The organism is Hyphomicrobium sp. MC1 (assembly GCF_000253295.1).
Taxonomy (GTDB): Bacteria; Pseudomonadota; Alphaproteobacteria; order Rhizobiales; family Hyphomicrobiaceae; genus Hyphomicrobium_B.
Genome location: NC_015717.1, coordinates 3,633,255 through 3,649,071, shown reverse-complemented (window position 1 = coordinate 3,649,071; position 15,817 = coordinate 3,633,255). Strand labels below are relative to the sequence as shown.

Annotated in this window: 13 protein-coding genes and 1 pseudogene; 10 read left to right on the top strand and 4 right to left on the bottom strand. The window is 60.5% G+C overall.

Annotated elements, in window-relative coordinates:
* Nucleotides 1-95 precede the first annotated feature (95 nt).
* The 4 genes and pseudogenes from HYPMC_RS17615 to hisG form a co-directional block, all read left to right on the top strand.
* A complete protein-coding gene (locus tag HYPMC_RS17615) occupies nucleotides 96-1,289 on the top strand; it encodes a GNAT family N-acetyltransferase (protein ID WP_013949415.1) in 1,194 nt (397 codons plus the stop codon).
* A 127-nt stretch (nucleotides 1,290-1,416) separates the two neighbouring features.
* On the top strand, nucleotides 1,417-2,913 hold the full coding sequence (hisS, locus tag HYPMC_RS17610; RefSeq protein ID WP_013949414.1) for a histidine--tRNA ligase: 1,497 nt from the start codon (nucleotides 1,417-1,419) through the stop codon (nucleotides 2,911-2,913).
* A gap of 214 nt (nucleotides 2,914-3,127) precedes the next feature.
* Nucleotides 3,128-4,306, top strand: a complete 1,179-nt coding sequence (locus tag HYPMC_RS17605; RefSeq protein WP_013949412.1) for an ATP phosphoribosyltransferase regulatory subunit — start codon at nucleotides 3,128-3,130, stop codon at nucleotides 4,304-4,306.
* Nucleotides 4,303-4,995 (top strand): annotated as a pseudogene (hisG, locus tag HYPMC_RS17600) (ATP phosphoribosyltransferase); the annotation flags it as partial. The gene HYPMC_RS17605 and the pseudogene hisG, both read left to right, overlap by 4 nt.
* Before the next feature lie 57 nt (nucleotides 4,996-5,052).
* Here hisG and recQ read toward each other — a convergent pair.
* From recQ to HYPMC_RS17585, 3 genes are all read right to left on the bottom strand, one after another.
* Nucleotides 5,053-7,236, bottom strand: a complete 2,184-nt coding sequence (recQ, locus tag HYPMC_RS17595; RefSeq protein ID WP_013949410.1) for a DNA helicase RecQ — start codon at nucleotides 7,234-7,236, stop codon at nucleotides 5,053-5,055.
* 322 nt (nucleotides 7,237-7,558) lie between these two features.
* The gene (locus HYPMC_RS17590; RefSeq protein WP_013949409.1) at nucleotides 7,559-8,215 is read right to left on the bottom strand and encodes a peptidase C15 pyroglutamyl peptidase I; all 657 of its coding nucleotides are present in this window, start codon (nucleotides 8,213-8,215) and stop codon (nucleotides 7,559-7,561) included.
* Between the two features lie 75 nt (nucleotides 8,216-8,290).
* Nucleotides 8,291-8,692, bottom strand: a complete 402-nt coding sequence (locus tag HYPMC_RS17585) for a DUF983 domain-containing protein (RefSeq protein WP_013949408.1) — start codon at nucleotides 8,690-8,692, stop codon at nucleotides 8,291-8,293.
* Nucleotides 8,693-8,947: 255 nt separating this feature from the next.
* Here HYPMC_RS17585 and HYPMC_RS17580 point away from each other — a divergent pair, with 255 nt between their 5' ends.
* From HYPMC_RS17580 to modC, 5 genes are all read left to right on the top strand, one after another.
* Entirely contained in the window at nucleotides 8,948-10,333 is a 1,386-nt protein-coding gene (locus HYPMC_RS17580; RefSeq protein ID WP_013949407.1) for a PLP-dependent aminotransferase family protein, read from the top strand.
* A gap of 59 nt (nucleotides 10,334-10,392) precedes the next feature.
* Nucleotides 10,393-11,520, top strand: a complete 1,128-nt coding sequence (ada, locus tag HYPMC_RS17575; RefSeq protein ID WP_085941695.1) for a bifunctional DNA-binding transcriptional regulator/O6-methylguanine-DNA methyltransferase Ada — start codon at nucleotides 10,393-10,395, stop codon at nucleotides 11,518-11,520.
* 172 nt (nucleotides 11,521-11,692) lie between these two features.
* Entirely contained in the window at nucleotides 11,693-12,502 is an 810-nt protein-coding gene (gene modA / locus HYPMC_RS17570) for a molybdate ABC transporter substrate-binding protein (protein ID WP_013949405.1), read from the top strand.
* A 39-nt stretch (nucleotides 12,503-12,541) separates the two neighbouring features.
* Nucleotides 12,542-13,240 carry a molybdate ABC transporter permease subunit gene (modB, locus tag HYPMC_RS17565; RefSeq protein WP_013949404.1) on the top strand — a complete coding sequence of 233 codons (699 nt, stop codon included), beginning with the start codon at nucleotides 12,542-12,544 and terminating at the stop codon, nucleotides 13,238-13,240.
* Entirely contained in the window at nucleotides 13,237-13,923 is a 687-nt protein-coding gene (gene modC / locus HYPMC_RS17560) for a molybdenum ABC transporter ATP-binding protein (RefSeq protein WP_013949403.1), read from the top strand. The genes modB and modC overlap by 4 nt, the downstream gene beginning before the upstream one ends.
* Nucleotides 13,924-13,930: 7 nt before the next feature.
* Here modC and HYPMC_RS17555 read toward each other — a convergent pair whose 3' ends face one another.
* A complete protein-coding gene (locus HYPMC_RS17555; protein ID WP_013949402.1) occupies nucleotides 13,931-14,323 on the bottom strand; it encodes a winged helix-turn-helix domain-containing protein in 393 nt (130 codons plus the stop codon).
* 293 nt (nucleotides 14,324-14,616) lie between these two features.
* On the opposite strand from HYPMC_RS17555, the gene HYPMC_RS17550 reads away from it, so the two are divergent.
* Complete coding sequence (locus tag HYPMC_RS17550; protein WP_013949400.1) at nucleotides 14,617-15,771, top strand: ABC transporter substrate-binding protein; 1,155 nt, start codon at nucleotides 14,617-14,619, stop codon at nucleotides 15,769-15,771.
* Nucleotides 15,772-15,817: the final 46 nt, after the last annotated feature.

Sequence of the window (15,817 nt, the reverse complement as noted above, 5' to 3'; positions counted from 1 at the left end):
CGCCGTTCTCATTTAAATGAATGCCGTTCACACGGCGCATTCTCGCCGCTATGGGGGGCGAGTATCCGCTTTCAACGCCAAGAGTGTAGTGCGTAATGGCGACGGCAGAAACGGGGAACGGTGCTTATCTGAGCACCGCAGGGGAACAGGCGCGGTCGGCGACGCCGGGCGAAAGCCGCTTTGTTGCCGAAATTTTTGACGGTGCCGACGATGCGCTGGCGGCGCTCGAAGTCATTGAAGGCGGCCTCGTCGCAACAGGCTTTCAAACGCTCAACTGGCTTACCGTTTTCTATGACGAAGTCGCGCACGCGCACCGCGCGATGCCGCGTCTTGCTGTCGTAACCGACAGCGAAAGCGATCTGGTTGTTCTGGCTTTGCCGCTCGTTGTCGCGAAGGAAGGTATGTTGCGCGTTGCAAGCCTCGCCGCTCTCGAAGCCGTGGGCCAAGGTGCGCCTCTTCTTGGGCCCGAGCCGTTGTCTGATCCCGACCGCATTCGCGATATTTGGCGGGCGTTGCGTGCGGCCATCCGCGATGTCGATCTTATCCGCCTCGAACGTATGCCCGCCGAGATCGGTGGCTGCCCGAACCCACTGATTGATCTGTTCGGCAGTTCCACGTCACGTGCTTCGGCGCACCGCCTCGTCATAACGGGCAGCTTCGATGAATATCTGCAGGGGCTCGGCAAGAGGTACCGCAAGGACGTGGAGCGCTGCCATCGGCTCTGGCAGAGCGAGGACAATCCGCGCCTCGTCTGTGCCGAGACCGATGATGAGATCGCGCACGTCTTTGCGACGATGGAGGAGCAGCAGGCCGTGTGGCACGCGGCTCGCGGAACCAAGGACATTTTCGCCGAGAGGTCCAATCGCGAATTTTACGAGCGTCTGGCGTTCGACGGTGCCGACGCCGGCGTGACCTCGCTGTTCGCACTGGAAGCGGGCGGGCGGATCGTCGCCACCCTATTCGGCCTGACCCATGAGGGCGGCTTTTCGCTGCTCTCGATTTCGACGGGCGGCGAACAATGGAGCCACCTTTCGCCCGGTCGCCTCGTCGTGCTCGAAACGGTGAAGCATCTGGCTGCCCAAGGTGTCCGCCGCTTCGACTTGGGCATTAACGCCAATCCGCTGAAGCACGGGTTTGGAACCGAGGAAATCCCTCTTTACGATCTCGTCGTCGCTCAGGACCTCGCAGCCGTGCCGAATGCACTCGTCCACGAGCTAGCCGTCCAGTTGCGCGGAACCTCGCGGTTCACGTCGGCGCTCAAGAGGGCGCTGCCCCGCTTCCGAAGCTGAATTTTGGGCATTTCTGCCCGACTTTCCTCATGCCGGTCGATCCGATATAAGGCGGGCTCGCGCGCCGGACGCCTGACAAGGTGTCTCGGCAACTTTTTTATTTGGCCCTGGTTCTCCGATCCTCGTCATGTCCAAAGTAAATACCAACACGCGTCCTAAAGCGCGCCTCGCGAAGGGTTTTCGCGATATCGAAGCGCCCGAGCTGAAGGCGCTCAACGACATGATCGCGAAGATCCGTGACGTCTATGAGCGCTATGGCTTCGAGGCGCTCGAAACGCCTGCGATCGAATATACCGACGCGCTCGGCAAGTTTCTTCCCGACCAGGATCGTCCGAATGCAGGCGTCTTCTCGTTTCAGGACGAGGACGAGCAATGGATGAGCCTGCGCTATGATCTCACCGCACCGCTCGCTCGTTATGTGGCTCAGAATTTCCAGACCCTGCCGAAGCCGTTCCGCCGCTATGCGTTCGGCAACGTCTATCGCAACGAGAAGCCCGGCCCCGGCCGCTTTCGCCAGTTCATGCAGTTCGATGCCGATACGGTGGGAGCGAAAAGCGTCGCAGCCGATGCCGAACTCTGCATGCTCGCTGCCGATACGCTTGAAGCACTTGGGCTGAAGGGCAAATACGTCATCAAGGTGAACAGCCGCAAAGTGCTCGACGGTATGCTGGAGACGGTCGGCGTTGATCTTGCCGACGACACGCGCCGCTTAGCAGTCCTCCGTTCACTTGATAAGCTCGATAAATTTTCTAAGGACGACGTCGCGCTCCTTTTAGGTCCTGGACGCAAGGACGAATCCGGCGATTTCACCAAGGGCGCTGGACTGACGAAAGAACAAATTGATGCGCTCTTGGATTTCGTGAGTCAGCCGGCTCTCGAACAGGATGACCTTGGCGTTGCAGCAATGCGCACAGGAGGCTTCGAGCCGTCGCAGCTCTACGTCGATGGATTGGCCGATCTCAGCGAACTCAAGCGCTTCGTGGAGAAAGCCGGATATGAGGGCAAAATTCGCGTTCCCGATTACTCTGTCGTCCGCGGGCTCGAATATTACACCGGCCCCGTCTTCGAGGCCGAGCTGACGTTCGAGATCAAAGGCGACGACGGCAAACCCGTGCGGTTCGGTTCTGTTGGCGGCGGCGGTCGCTACGACGATCTCATCGCGCGCTTCACCGGTCAGCAAGTTGCTGCCACTGGCTTCTCCATTGGCGTGTCGCGCTTGCAGGCTGCGCTGTCGCTCATCAACGAGAGCAAGACCCAAGCGCTGGGCCCAGTGGTCGTTCTCGTCATGGATAAGGACGCCGATGCGGTCGCCGGTTATCAAGAGATGACGCAAAAGCTCCGCAACGCCGGTATCCGCTCCGAGATGTACCTCGGAAACGCAAAATCATTCGGCGACCAAATTAAATACGCCGACAAGCGCAACAGCCCATGCGTCATCATCCAAGGTTCGGATGAGCGCGCCAAGGGCGAGGTGACGATCAAGGATTTGATCGAAGGCGCGAAAGCCGCTGCCGCGATCAAGGACAACAAGGAATGGAAAGAGGCGCGCGCGGCTCAATTCTCCGTCTCCGAAGTGCACCTCGTGCAAGAAGTTTACAACCTCATCAAGCGGCATCAGGGATGAGCGCGATGCTGATCTCACTCAATTCGTTCACCCTACCCCCGCCCCCTCCCCGTCAAGGGGAGGGTAGAAGTGGGGCCAAATTCGCTGACCACTCCGTTTTCCCTCTCGAACGTGGCGAGGGAAGCGATGTCGTTCTCCGCTCTGTTCCCCTCCCCCTCCGCGGGGAGGGGTTAGGGGTGGGGGGCCTAGCGCTGGCGCGCGCGGGAGACAGAAAATGACCGCTGAGACGGTCCAAAATCTCGAAGCGCTGGCAAGCCAAGCGCAGACGATGATGTCGGTCTTCATCAAGGCCGGCTACGATGCCGTCGCGCCGCCGATCATCCAGCCCGCTGATGTCTTCCTCGACGTCATCGGCGAGAGCCTGCGCGCGCGAACATACGTCTTCGCCGATCAGGACGGCGCCGAGCTTTGTCTGCGGCCCGACATCACCGTGCCGACCTGCCGCCTGCACTTGGAGCGTCATGCTGATCCGATGACGCCCGCGCGCTATTGCTACAACGGCCCGGCGTTCCGCTTTCAGCCGCAAGGCGCAACCGCCGCGCACCCGCGCGAGTTCCGCCAGGCCGGTATCGAGCGCTTCGGCGATAAGTCGCGCGAAGTGGCCGAAGCTGAGACAGTCGCGATCATCATCAAGGCCATCGAGAAGACGGGCTTCAAGGACTGGACGATGCGCCTCGGCGATCTCGGCCTGTTTTCGAGCGTGCTCGATGCCGCTGGCCTGTCCCCGAACTGGAAAAAGCGTCTCGACGATGCGTTCCTGCGGCCGCTTTCGTTCCGTGAAGCCCTGAAAGGCTATGCGGCAAGCGTGCGCCCGGCGTCTTCGAGCATTCCGGAAGAGGTTCTCTCCTCGCTTCGCCGCGACGACATGGAGGCAAGCGAAGCCGCGGTCGCCGTCTATCTCGAAGAGGAAGCCATCGAGCTGATCGGCACGCGCTCGCTCACCGACATCACCATGCATCTCATCGACATCGCTGAGGATCGCCAGGAGAAGCCGCTCGACACGCAAACCATCGAGTTGATCGAGCGTTACATCAATGTCTCCGGTCCGGCGATCACCGCGGGTGAAAAGATTTCCGCGCTGATCAAGGAAGCGCCGAACGGTTCGGGCTATGCGCTCGAAACATACGACCGCCGCCTGGCGCTGCTCGCCAATGCCGGAATCGACCTTGACCGTGTGACGTTCTCGGCCGAATTCGGCCGCACGCTCGCATACTACACGGGCCTCGTCTTCGAGGTGAATGCCGCGGAACTTGGCGCCAAAAGCCCCATCGCCGGAGGCGGTCGTTACGACGGTTTGATGCGCGCCGCGGGCTCGAACGAAGACGTACCGGCCATCGGCGCGGCCATCCATTCCGAGCGCTTGCTCGCCGTTTGCGGAGGCGGGACGCCATGAGCAAGCTGACTCTCGCCATTCCCTCGAAAGGTCGTCTGATGGAACAGACGACTGACATGTTTGCGCGGGCAGGTCTTGTCGTGCGCAAGGTCGGCCACGTGCGCGGCTATCGCGGCGAAATCGAAGGCCTTCCCGGCGTCGATGTTGCGTATGTGTCGTCGAGCGAAATCGCCGAGGCCTTGAAGTCCGGCAGCGTCCACCTCGGCATCACCGGCGAGGACTTGATCCGCGAGAACATCTCCGATGCCGCGACGCGCATTCGTTTCCTGCACAAGCTCGGCTTCGGCTTCGCTGACGTCGTCGTTGCAGTGCCGACGTGCTGGATCGACGTTTCGACGGTGGCCGAACTTGAAGAGATCGCCATTCCGTTTCGCCGCAAGCACGGCCGCTGGCCGCGCGTCGCGACGAAATACATCAACCTGACACGCCGCTTCTTCGGCTCGAAGGGTTACGGTGATTATCGCATCATCGAAAGTGCCGGTGCGACTGAGGGCGCGCCATCGTCGGGCATGGCCGAGTTGATCGTCGACATCACGACGACAGGCGAGACGCTCCGCGCCAACGGCCTCAAGATTTTGGATGACGGCGTGATCCTGAAATCGCAAGCCAATCTGTTCGCGACGAACGCCGCGCCATGGACGCCGGAACTCGAAGCGCTTTGCGCTGAACTGACGGGCAAGCTGTCCGCCTCGATCCCGGAAAAAGCGACGGTGCGCTGACGCGCCTTCGCCGTACGGCAGCGAAGTTTACACGCTATCGGCAAGCAGGCATTTCAGGATGCCGTAATCGTACTGCCCGTCGAGCGCCGCGAACGCGGGGCCGAGCTTGCCGGTATCGCGCGTCTGACACCGCTCAAACGCCGCTTCGATTTCGTCGCGCTCTGCGGGATCGAGCTTCAAGGCATCGTCCGCCGTGACGAGACCGGCTTCGATAGCTTCAGCCAGATGACCGTAAACCGTCGAGACCTCGATGCCGCGATCCGCCGCGATCGTCTCTGCATCGAGCCCGCGCAAGTGTGCAGCGAGCGTTACGTTGACCGTCGCCGATAAGCGATTGTTCAACGCCGGATGCTTCTTGAATTGCGAGATCACTTCAAGAAACGCAGCGCCGTAGCGCGCGATCTTGCTGGCGCCGAGGCCCATGATGTCGTGCAGAGCGCTTTCCGTCGTCGGCCGCTTCTCAGATAACTCGATCAGCGTCTTGTCCTGCGCGACCACGTAAGGCGGCAGCTTCGCAGACGCCGCAAGTTTCTGGCGCATCGCGCGCAGCGCGTCGAACAGCGGTTGGTTTTCGCGCGCGACTTTGGGGCTCGCCGATGCCGAACGCTTCGACGATTTCGCGCTCTGCCGCGTCACGCGCAAAAGGAAACGCTCCTCGCCGCGCAGCAAAGGCCGTGACCGTTCGGTCAGCACGAGCGAACCGACGCCCTCTTCGTCGATGGAAAGATAGCCGAGCGCCGTGAGCTGCCGGTAAAGCCCTTTCCACGTCGCCTGCGGCACGTCCTTGCCGATGCCGTAAACAGAAAGTCGGTCATGGCCGTTACGAATGATCCGCTCATCGACGCCGCCGGTCAGAACGTCAACCAGATAGGTAACGCCGAAACGCTGCTCGGTGCGATAGACGGCGGAGAGCGCCTTCTGCGCCAACACCGTGCCGTCTTCGGTGTGGGGAGGATTGAGACAGTTATCGCAGTTCCCGCACGGCTCCGAACGCGTCTCGCCGAAATAGGCAAGCAATGCTTGACGGCGGCAGCCCGGCATTTCCGCCAGCCCGATCAGCGCGTCGAGCTTCTGCCGCTGCACCTTCTTGAAGGCGTCTGAACCTTCGGATTGATTGATCCATTGCCGAAGCTGCACGATATCCTGGAAGCCATAGGCCATCCATGCGTTCGCCGCTTCGCCGTCGCGCCCGGCACGGCCCGTCTCCTGATAGTAGGACTCGATCGACTTCGGCAGATTGAGATGCGCGACGAACCGCACGTCTGGCTTGTCGATACCCATGCCGAACGCGATCGTGGCGACAATGATAAGCCCGTCTTCCGTCAGGAATTTCGACTGCGCCGCTGCCCGCAAGTGCGCATCGAGGCCAGCGTGATAGGCCAGCGCCTTGCGCCCCTTCGATGACAACCACGCAGCCGTCTCTTCCACCGACTTGCGCGACAGGCAGTAGACGATGCCCGCGTCCGTCGGATGCTCGCTCTCGATGAACTGCCACAGCCGCTCGCGCGAGCTGACGCTGCCGAGCTCGGCAATCGTGTAGCGAATGTTCGGCCGGTCGAAGCTTGCGATGAATGTTGCCGCGTTTTCGAGCGACAACTCTGAGATGATGTCCTGCCGCGTGCGCTCGTCCGCCGTCGCCGTCAGCGCCACACGCGGCACGTTCGGAAAACGCTGCGCCAGGATTTTTAGCTGCCGGTACTCCGGCCGGAAGTCGTGTCCCCATTGCGAAACGCAGTGTGCCTCGTCGATGGCAAAAATCGCGATGTCGCTGCGTTCCAGCAGATTGAGCGTGCGTTCCTGCACGAGCCGTTCGGGAGCGACGTAGAGCAGGTCGAGCCCACCGGCCGCGAATTGCCGCTCGATCTGATCTTGGGTTGCGCGATCCTGCGTCGAGTTGAGGAACGCCGCCTTCACCCCGAGATCGCGCAGGGCATCGACCTGATCCTGCATCAAGGCGATGAGCGGTGAGACGACAATGCCGGTGCCGGGTCGGACGAGGGCAGGGATCTGATAGCACAGCGACTTGCCGCCGCCGGTCGGCATCAGCGCCAGGCAATCGCCACCGCCGAGCATCGTCCGGATGATGTCGCTTTGGTGAGACCGGAAACCCTTGTAGCCGAAGACATTTTCAAGGGTCGCGCGAGCGGCCTCCATCTGGCTGTCCGTGGTTGGCGCAAGCGGAAGGGAAAGCGGCGCGGCGCGGGCCGGCATTCGAAGACCTTTGAACTGAACGATCGAAGCCAGAACGCTAATCTGATTCGAGGGCCGGGGTCTCCGCTCATGGCCCGTGCAACTCAAAAAGTCGTTGATTCTATTGAGGGCTTCCCTGATGCCCAAAGGTTGCGACTATTTAACCCTGCGTTCAGGATGAGTTCATGTTTTCCCGGCTATGTTGCTCCTCAAGCTGGTGTCGACACCTCCCCCCGTGCGCACCAGATGCTGCTGAGCCCGACCGAGCCCCAAGACATCCCCCCGTCTTCCCCGCTTGGTCGGGCCGCAGCCTAATCCTCACGGAAAATCAGAATCTTAGGGCCTATGCCGAAGCCGGTGTGGCGGCTGTTGCGTCCGTCACGCCGAGGGCGATTCCGATAATGCCGAGCACTGCCGCTCCGGCCTCATCCATGGTGAGGGCTCCGGCCGAACCGAGATCTGCGGGAATATGGACGAACCCTACCGCTCCTGATCCGCGCGCTTCGGCGCTCGCGAGCGATTGATAGAGCACGGCATTGCAGAGATAGCCCCCCGCGTCGTCGGAAATCGTGCAGGTTGTGCCACGTGCCCGCAAGGCGGCTGCAATCGCGGCGTTATCGATGCTGGCGCGGCGTTCCGACGGTCCGTCGGCGCAGAGCGACGTTGCGAGCGGTAATAACCCCGCAGCATCGGGTGCGGCCCGGCATGCATTTCCCGCGCATGTTTCAAGCCGAATGCTCGGCTCACCGGATGCCACACCGATATGCAGCGCTAGGCACGGACGAAAGCGATCCTGTAGCGTCGCGACGAGTTCAGGCGCGCGCCGCCATTCCGTCGGCAGCACCGCGGCGACGAAATGAAATGCCGGAAATGCCCGGCGTGCAAGGCGAACGACGACCCTGACAAGTTCTCCAGACACATTGACCGGTACACCCGGAAATGGGCCAAAACCCGTCAGCAGGACCGTGGGAGATGAACCGAGCTTGTCGGAATTGGGCATCTGCCGACTATAGCGGCTGTCTGTTACCCCTTAAACGGCCGGGATCGCATGTCTCACGCCTTCCCGATCGGAGTTTCACGGCGTCTTCGGAGGCTCCTTGCTGAACACCAGCCGGCCCTCCTCAGCTTTGTTGAAGTATTGGCTCGCGATGAGCCATCCCTTGAGCGGGCGCAGCGGCGGAATGCACGTCAGCAGGATCAACGGCAGGCTGGTGACGAGATGCACCCAGTACGGAGGGGAATGCGCGACCTCCAGCCAGACTGCGAACAAGGCGCTCGGAATACAAGCGAAGCACATTACGAAAAATGCCGGGCCATCGGCCGGATCGGCAAATGACAGATCCAGTCCGCACACGGGGCAGGCCCTCTTGAGCGTCAGAAATCCGTCGAAAATCTTGCCCTTGCCGCAGCGCGGGCAAAGGCCCCACAGCCCCGTTTTCGTTGGGGGAAGTTCCGGCCATTTATGTTCCGCACACATGATGACAATCCTTTTTTAGTCAGTTTCAGACCACGTGTACGCATAATGTATGGCTTATGGGCCGGACATGATAGCCATTGTATGGCTCATGCGTCATTTGGTCTAAAAGGCTTCAAAACACGAGAAGATACGAGTAAATAGCTACTTTCGTCAGACTCGGAAGTCAACGGTGGCGACACTGTATGATTTACACCTCCGCGTATTTGCCATACATTTTGAAACAATGTATGTCTTTTGTATTCAAGGATATCGGAAATGTCTTGGAAGCCTTGGCTGGTTGAAGGTAGCCAGCTCAAATACCGCGGCATTGTCGAAGCCATCGAGGCGGACCTGAAGGAAGGGCACATTCAGCCCGGCGATCGGCTGCCGCCGCAAAGAACGATCGCCGAGGTGCTGGGGGTCGACCTCACGACGGTTACGCGCGCGTTCAACGAGGCGCGGCGGCGAGGACTTGTGGAAGCCAATGCCGGACGCGGGACGTTTATTCGCCGCCGCATTGACGATGGCCGCATGTTGGGTCTCGGATCACCGCCTGCCGTCGATCTCAGCATGAATATTCCCCCACAGCCGACGAGTGCGAATCTCAAGCGCCTGATTCCAGAGACCGTCGCCAATCTCCTCTCCGAAGAACATGGCATGCTCCACCTGCACTATCAGGAGAGCACCGGCAGCGACACCGATCGCGCCGCGGCGGCAACATGGCTTGGGCGTCGCATCAATCAGGTTCGGCCATCGTCGATCGTGTTGGCGAGTGGCGCCCAGAGCGCGCTCTTCGCCATTTGCGAATGCGTGCTCGCTCCAGGCGATACGATTGCCGCCGGCTGCGTCACCTATCCTGGGCTGAAGGCAGTCGCACAGCAGCGCGGGTTTGTTTTGTATCCGCTGGCAATGGATGACAAAGGTATCGTTCCGCAGTCGTTCGAGGCCTGCTGCCTGAAACGGCCGCCGAAGGCGCTCTATGTCATCCCGTCCATCGACAACCCGACGACGGCAACCCTTCCGGAAGAACGCCGCCGCGAGATCGTCGCTATCGCCCGACGCTACGGCGTGACGATCATTGAGGACGATCCTTATTCGGCACTGCAGTTCGAGCCGCTGGCACCGCTCGCGGCTTTGGCGCCGGAATTGACATGGCATATTGCGACCTTGTCCAAGTGCGCAACACCGGCGCTGCGTATCGCCTACGTCGTTGCGCCCGGCGCAGCCCAGGCGATGCGGCTGGCGGGTGTCATCCGCGCCGTCAACCTGATGGTGCCGCCGATCAATGCCGCTGTCGCGTCGCGCTGGATTTCGACGGGCATCGTCGACGATCTGACTGTTGCCATTCGCGATGAAAATATCGCCCGCCAGCGTTTGGCAAAAACAGTCCTAGGCGACGCCAATATCGCAGCTGACCGCTGCGGCCATCACATCTGGCTGAAAATGCCGGTGCATTGGCGTGCTGCGGATTTCGCCGATCACGCAGGCCGATCAGGAATTTCTGTTGTCCCGAGTTCCGCTTTTGCGACGGGCACCGAAGAACCTGAAGCGCTGCGGCTCTCGCTCGGTGTCGCACCAGACCGCGAGTCGCTGGTCGAAGCGCTAAAGCAGGTCGCGGCCATCATCTCGCAACCGGCAGTCGCCGTAAAGGCGATCGTCTGAAATTTGAAAGCAAGGTTCGGGATGTATTGAAATGGGCCTCGCGCTACGATGCGCGCACCATGACATCCCGAACCGCAATGGCCCGCAAAGATAAAGCTACACATAAATCCGCTGAGGCGGCCGACCCGGATGCAGAGCGCTGGGCCGCCGTCCTTGTGCGCGATAGAACCGCCGACGGAGCGTTTTTTTTCTCCGTCAAGTCGACGGGCGTCTATTGCCGGCCGTCATGCCCATCGCGTCGCGCTAAGCGCGAGAACGTAGCGTTTCATGCAACGCCGGCGGCCGCCGAAGCCGCAGGCTTTCGCCCCTGCAAGCGTTGTCGTCCCGATGAGATGTCGCTGGTTGCGCGTCGCGCCGAAATCATCGCTGCCGCATGCCGTGCGCTGGAGGACGGCAGCGATGTTCCGAACCTCGACGAACTGGCGAAGGCGAGCGGCCTCAGCCGGTTTCACTTCCATCGGATCTTCAAGGACATCGTCGGCGTGACACCGAAAGAGTATGCACTCGCGCATCGCCGCAAAGCCGTTCGCAAGGAATTGCAGAGGAGCACGTCCGTGACAGAAGCAATTTACGATGCTGGCTTCAATTCGAGCGCGCGCTTTTATGAAAACGCTGCCGAGTCACTTGGTATGTCGCCGAAAGCGTTTCGTGCCGGGGGAAAAAACGAGGTGCTGACGTTCGCATTCGGGCGCAGCACTTTGGGCGACATTCTCGTCGCTGCCAGCGCGAAGGGAATTGCTACCATTCTGATCGGTGACGACCGCGAGCAACTGATCGCAGACCTTGAAACTATTTTTCCCCACGCCGAACGCGTTGCCGGAGATCGCCAGTTCGAAAAAATCGTCTCGGACGTCGTCGGTCTGGTCGAGCATCCGCAACAGCCGGTTGACCTGCCGCTCGATATTCGCGGCACGGCATTTCAGCAGCGCGTCTGGAAGGCGCTCCGGGACATACCCCTCGGCGCAACTGCCACGTACACGGAAATTGCTGACCGGGTCGGCCGTCCCAAAGCTGTCCGGGCCGTCGCGAGGGCCTGCGCAACCAACCCGTTGGCGATCGCCGTTCCCTGCCACCGCGTCGTTCGTGCTGACGGCAGCCTGGCTGGTTACCGCTGGGGCGTGGAGCGTAAAAGCATGTTGATCGCACGCGAAGCCGGTAGCGCCAAAAAGCCAAAGCCGCGCGGTTAATGGCGCACCGAAGGTCGATTGAACCTCATGTGTCGCGTATCCCGGCGACGGCCTTTAGGCGTCGAAGTTTGAACTAAGTCTGGATTATGCTTCCAAACGACCCGTTGCAAACGCTCACGTCCTAGATATCCTTGCGACTATATCGCAATCGATCATCAGGGTGGGTCTGGAAATGCTCGCGGCGTCGATTCTGTCACGTCTATCTCTGCGTATGGCCCTTGCCGGCCTCATGTTGGTTTCAACGCTTTGGGCCGACGCCCAGGCGCAAAAGACCGATACGTCAACCATCACTATCTTCGCCGCAGCCAGTCTGAGGAACGCGCTCAACGACGCCGTCAAGGCCTATGAGAAGAGCACCGGCAACAAGATCGTCATCTCTTACGCGGGTTCATCCGCGCTCGCTAAGCAGATCGAGCAGGGGGCACCTGCCGACATCTTCATTTCGGCCGATCTCGACTGGATGGATTACGTCCAGAAAAAAGATCTGGTCAAGACTGACACGCGCTTCAACCTGCTCGGCAACCGCCTCGTCCTGATCGCTCCGAAGGACAGCAAGATTGACCTCAAGATCGCGAAGGATTTCCCACTCGCCGCCACCCTCGGCGATAATCACATCGCCATGGCGAACGTCAAAGCGGTTCCGGCCGGCAAGTATGGCCACGCCGCCCTTGAAAAGCTGGGCGTCTGGAAGGACGTCGAGCCGAAAGTCGCGCAAGCCGACAACGTCCGTGCCGCGTTGGCGCTCGTCGCGCAGGGCGAAGCGCCGCTTGGCATCGTCTACGAAACGGACGCCGCTGCCGAGCCCAAGGTTAAGATCGTCGACGCGTTCCCCGCCGACACGCATCCGCCGATCATCTATCCCATTGCGATCATCGCCGCATCGAAGAATGCAGACGCCGATACGGCGTTCGTCAACTATCTGAAGACGCCAGAAGCACAGGCCTTCTTCACGAAGCAAGGCTTCACCGTTCTCACCAAATAGCGAAACGATCCGCGGAATTGCGAACGAAAGGCAGGCAGGGTGCTAGGATTTTCCCCCGACGAATGGACGGCCATTCTGCTTAGCCTGCGCGTCGCAACGGTCGGAACGCTTGTCGGACTGCCGATCGCGCTTTTTCTGGCCTACGTTCTCGCGAGGTGGCGGTTTCCCGGAAAGGTCATTCTTGACGGGTTCCTCCACTTGCCGCTCGTCCTGCCGCCCGTCGTTACCGGCTATTTTCTGCTGCTGACGTTCGGCCGCCAGGGGCCGGTGGGCAGGGAGCTCTATGACCTTTTCGGCATCACCTTTTCTTTTCGGTGGACCGGCGCCGCGCTCGCATGTGGCGTCATGGGCTTTCCGTTGATGCTGCGTGCGATAAGGCTTTCTTTTGAAGCCATCGACCGCCGCCTCGAAACAGCGGCGTCTACGCTCGGCGCCAATGCCTGGTGGACCTTCACACTTGTGACACTGCCGTTGGCGCTGCCCGGAATCCTGGTCGGCGCCATTCTCTGTTTCGCGAAGGCGCTCGGCGAATTCGGCGCGACGATCACCTTCGTTTCCAACATCCCAGGCGAAACACAAACGATACCCTCGGCGATTTACACCTATACGCAAGTGCCGGGCGGCGACTATCAGGCTCTCCGGCTGGCGGCGGTCTCGATTTTCATCGCGATGGTCGCGTTGATCGTGTCCGAAATGCTGAACCGCCGCATCCAGAAGCGGATTGCCGTATTCGAATGACGAGCATAGAGCCGGCACTCAGCGTCTGGGCATTTCAAAAGCGAAACGGTTTTACCCTCGACATCGCCTTCGAGAGCAATTGTCCGCTGACGGCGCTCTTCGGGCCGTCCGGCTCGGGCAAGACGTCGGTCTTGAATATGATCGCTGGCGTTCACCGGCCTGCCAAAGGCCGCATCGTTGTTTCTGGTCACGTGCTGACCGATATCGAAGCCGGCATCTTCGTGCCGAGCCATCGCCGCCGCGTCGGGCTGGTCTTTCAGGACGCCCAGCTTTTCCCGCATCTCACCGTCCGGCAGAACATCAAGTTCGGGCAATGGTTCAGGCGGAGCGAAGGCAACGCTTTGCCCGAAGACGCGATTATCGCCGTGCTTGGTATCGGCCACCTTTTGAAGCGACGACCCGCAACGCTTTCGGGCGGCGAGAAGCATCGTGTGGCTATGGCGCGGGCGCTTTTGTCCTCGCCGCGCATTCTGCTGATGGACGAACCCTTGTCGGGCCTCGATGACGCGCGACGCATGGAAATCATGACCCTGATCGAGCGCGTCCGCGATGAATTTAAGGTGCCGATCGTTTTTGTGACGCACAACACAGACGAGGTGCACCGACTGGCGTCGCGCGTCATTAAGATTGCAGATGGCCGAGTAGTCGCCGTGGGCACGCCCGCCGAGGTGTTGAGCCGCTAGCTCGCGATCACGTCCGCGCTGGCTGCGATCCTTTTTTCGGTGGCTTGGCTGCTGGCTTTTCGACTTCCGCCAGATGCTTCTCCATCGCCGAGAGCGGTTTCGCGAAGACGGTCAACGCTCTGGCTTCCATTTCCCGGTATTGACGGACCAGCTCGGCGCCGAACGGGGTGAGCTTCGCGGCCCCACCGCCCTTGCCGCCATGCTGGCGCTCGATCAGCGGATCGGCGAACATCGAATTGAACGCGTCCATCAAATACCAGGCGCGCTTGTATGACATGTCCATGGCCTTCGCTGCCTTGGCGATGGAGCCATGTTGGCCGATCAGCTCCAAGAGCTGAATCCGCCCATGACCGATGTAGCGGTCGTCGTCGAAGTCGATCCGGATCTTAATGACTGTCATTTCGCACCGTGTCGTATTTTCGGAGAGGCGCTGAAGCTCGCCGGTCTTTCATCGTTTGGCCAATCCGGCAGGAAGCATGTTCCGTTAAGAGCGCATTGGCGCATCCTACGTGACAACCAATTGCGACCACAGGACATTTTCGCATCTGCTCAGCAAACGAGTCGCTTCAGGCCTCTCTGGCGTGTCCGAAAATCCTGAACTAACATCCCTTCCGGTATAACCGGCGAAGAGGTTTGGGCGGCTCTTGGTGCCCGCCGCTTCGTCGCGGCGTGCAATCGGAGGAGTAAGCACACATGACGCCCACCCGGAAGACACTAGTAGCATCGTCAGCGATTCTTTTGTTGGGCAGCTTCTCCGCTTGGGGCGAGCCTTTGAAATCCATCGGACCGGGCGAGGGCGAGGTCGATATCGTCGCTTGGCCCGGCTACATCGAGCGTGGTGAGTCCGATAAGAACTACGATTGGGTCACGGGCTTCGAAAAGGAAACGGGCTGCAAGGTCAACGTGAAGACCGCAGCGACGTCCGATGAAATGGTCACCCTGATGAACCAGGGCGGCTTCGATCTCGTCACGGCATCGGGAGACGCTTCACTTCGCCTCGTCGCGGGCAAGAAAGTCCAGCCGATCAACATCGACCTGATCCCGAGCTGGAAGACCATCGATCCGCGCCTTCAGAATGCGCCATGGCACACCGTCGACGGCGTCCATTACGGCGTCCCGTACCAATGGGGCCCGAACGTCCTCGCCTACAACACGACAGTCTTTAAGGAGCCGCCGAAGAGCTGGTCGGTCGTGTTCGAAGAGCAGACGCTGCCGGATGGCAAGAGCAACAAAGGCCGCGTTCAGGCCTATGACGGCCCGATCTATATCGCCGATGCTGCGCTCTTCCTCAGCAAGAAGAAGCCCGAGCTTGGCATCAAGAACCCATACGAGCTGAATAAGGAGCAGTACGCCGCAGCCATTGCGCTGTTGCAGTCGCAGCGCGCCTTGATCGGCCGCTATTGGCACGATGCCACCGTCCAGGTCGATGACTTCAAGAACGAAGGCGTCGTTGCCTCGTCGTCGTGGCCGTATCAGGTCAACCTTCTCCAGGCTGACAAGAAGCCCATCGCCTCGACCATTCCGGAAGAGGGTGCCACGGGCTGGGCCGACACGACCATGATGCATGTGAATGCCGCCCATCCGAACTGCGCCTACAAATGGATGGAGCACTCACTGAACCCGAAGCTGCAGGGCGATCTGGCGTCCTGGTTCGGTTCCGTCCCGACCGTTCCCGCCGCCTGTAAGGGCAATGCGTTGCTTGGCGACAAGGGCTGCGAAACGAACGGATCTGAGAACTTCGAAAAGATCTGGTTCTGGCGTACACCGACGGCGAAGTGTGAAAAGGAAAGCTCTTGCGTCCCCTATTCCCAGTGGGCGAAAGATTTCATCGCGATCCTCGGTAAATAAAGGTTACACGTCCTGCGGTCGGCCATCTGACGGCCGGCCGCACGAC

Excerpts from the sequence above, each read along its gene's own strand:
- HYPMC_RS17615 (WP_013949415.1), top strand. The coding sequence starts at position 96 with ATGGCGACGGCAGAAACGGGGAACGGTGCTTATCTGAGCACCGCAGGG.
- hisS (WP_013949414.1), top strand. The coding sequence starts at position 1,417 with ATGTCCAAAGTAAATACCAACACGCGTCCTAAAGCGCGCCTCGCGAAG.
- HYPMC_RS17605 (WP_013949412.1), top strand. The coding sequence starts at position 3,128 with ATGACCGCTGAGACGGTCCAAAATCTCGAAGCGCTGGCAAGCCAAGCG.
- recQ (WP_013949410.1), bottom strand. The coding sequence starts at position 7,236 with ATGCCGGCCCGCGCCGCGCCGCTTTCCCTTCCGCTTGCGCCAACCACG.
- HYPMC_RS17590 (WP_013949409.1), bottom strand. The coding sequence starts at position 8,215 with ATGCCCAATTCCGACAAGCTCGGTTCATCTCCCACGGTCCTGCTGACG.
- HYPMC_RS17585 (WP_013949408.1), bottom strand. The coding sequence starts at position 8,692 with ATGTGTGCGGAACATAAATGGCCGGAACTTCCCCCAACGAAAACGGGG.
- HYPMC_RS17580 (WP_013949407.1), top strand. The coding sequence starts at position 8,948 with ATGTCTTGGAAGCCTTGGCTGGTTGAAGGTAGCCAGCTCAAATACCGC.
- ada (WP_085941695.1), top strand. The coding sequence starts at position 10,393 with ATGACATCCCGAACCGCAATGGCCCGCAAAGATAAAGCTACACATAAA.
- modA (WP_013949405.1), top strand. The coding sequence starts at position 11,693 with ATGCTCGCGGCGTCGATTCTGTCACGTCTATCTCTGCGTATGGCCCTT.
- modC (WP_013949403.1), top strand. The coding sequence starts at position 13,237 with ATGACGAGCATAGAGCCGGCACTCAGCGTCTGGGCATTTCAAAAGCGA.
- HYPMC_RS17555 (WP_013949402.1), bottom strand. The coding sequence starts at position 14,323 with ATGACAGTCATTAAGATCCGGATCGACTTCGACGACGACCGCTACATC.
- HYPMC_RS17550 (WP_013949400.1), top strand. The coding sequence starts at position 14,617 with ATGACGCCCACCCGGAAGACACTAGTAGCATCGTCAGCGATTCTTTTG.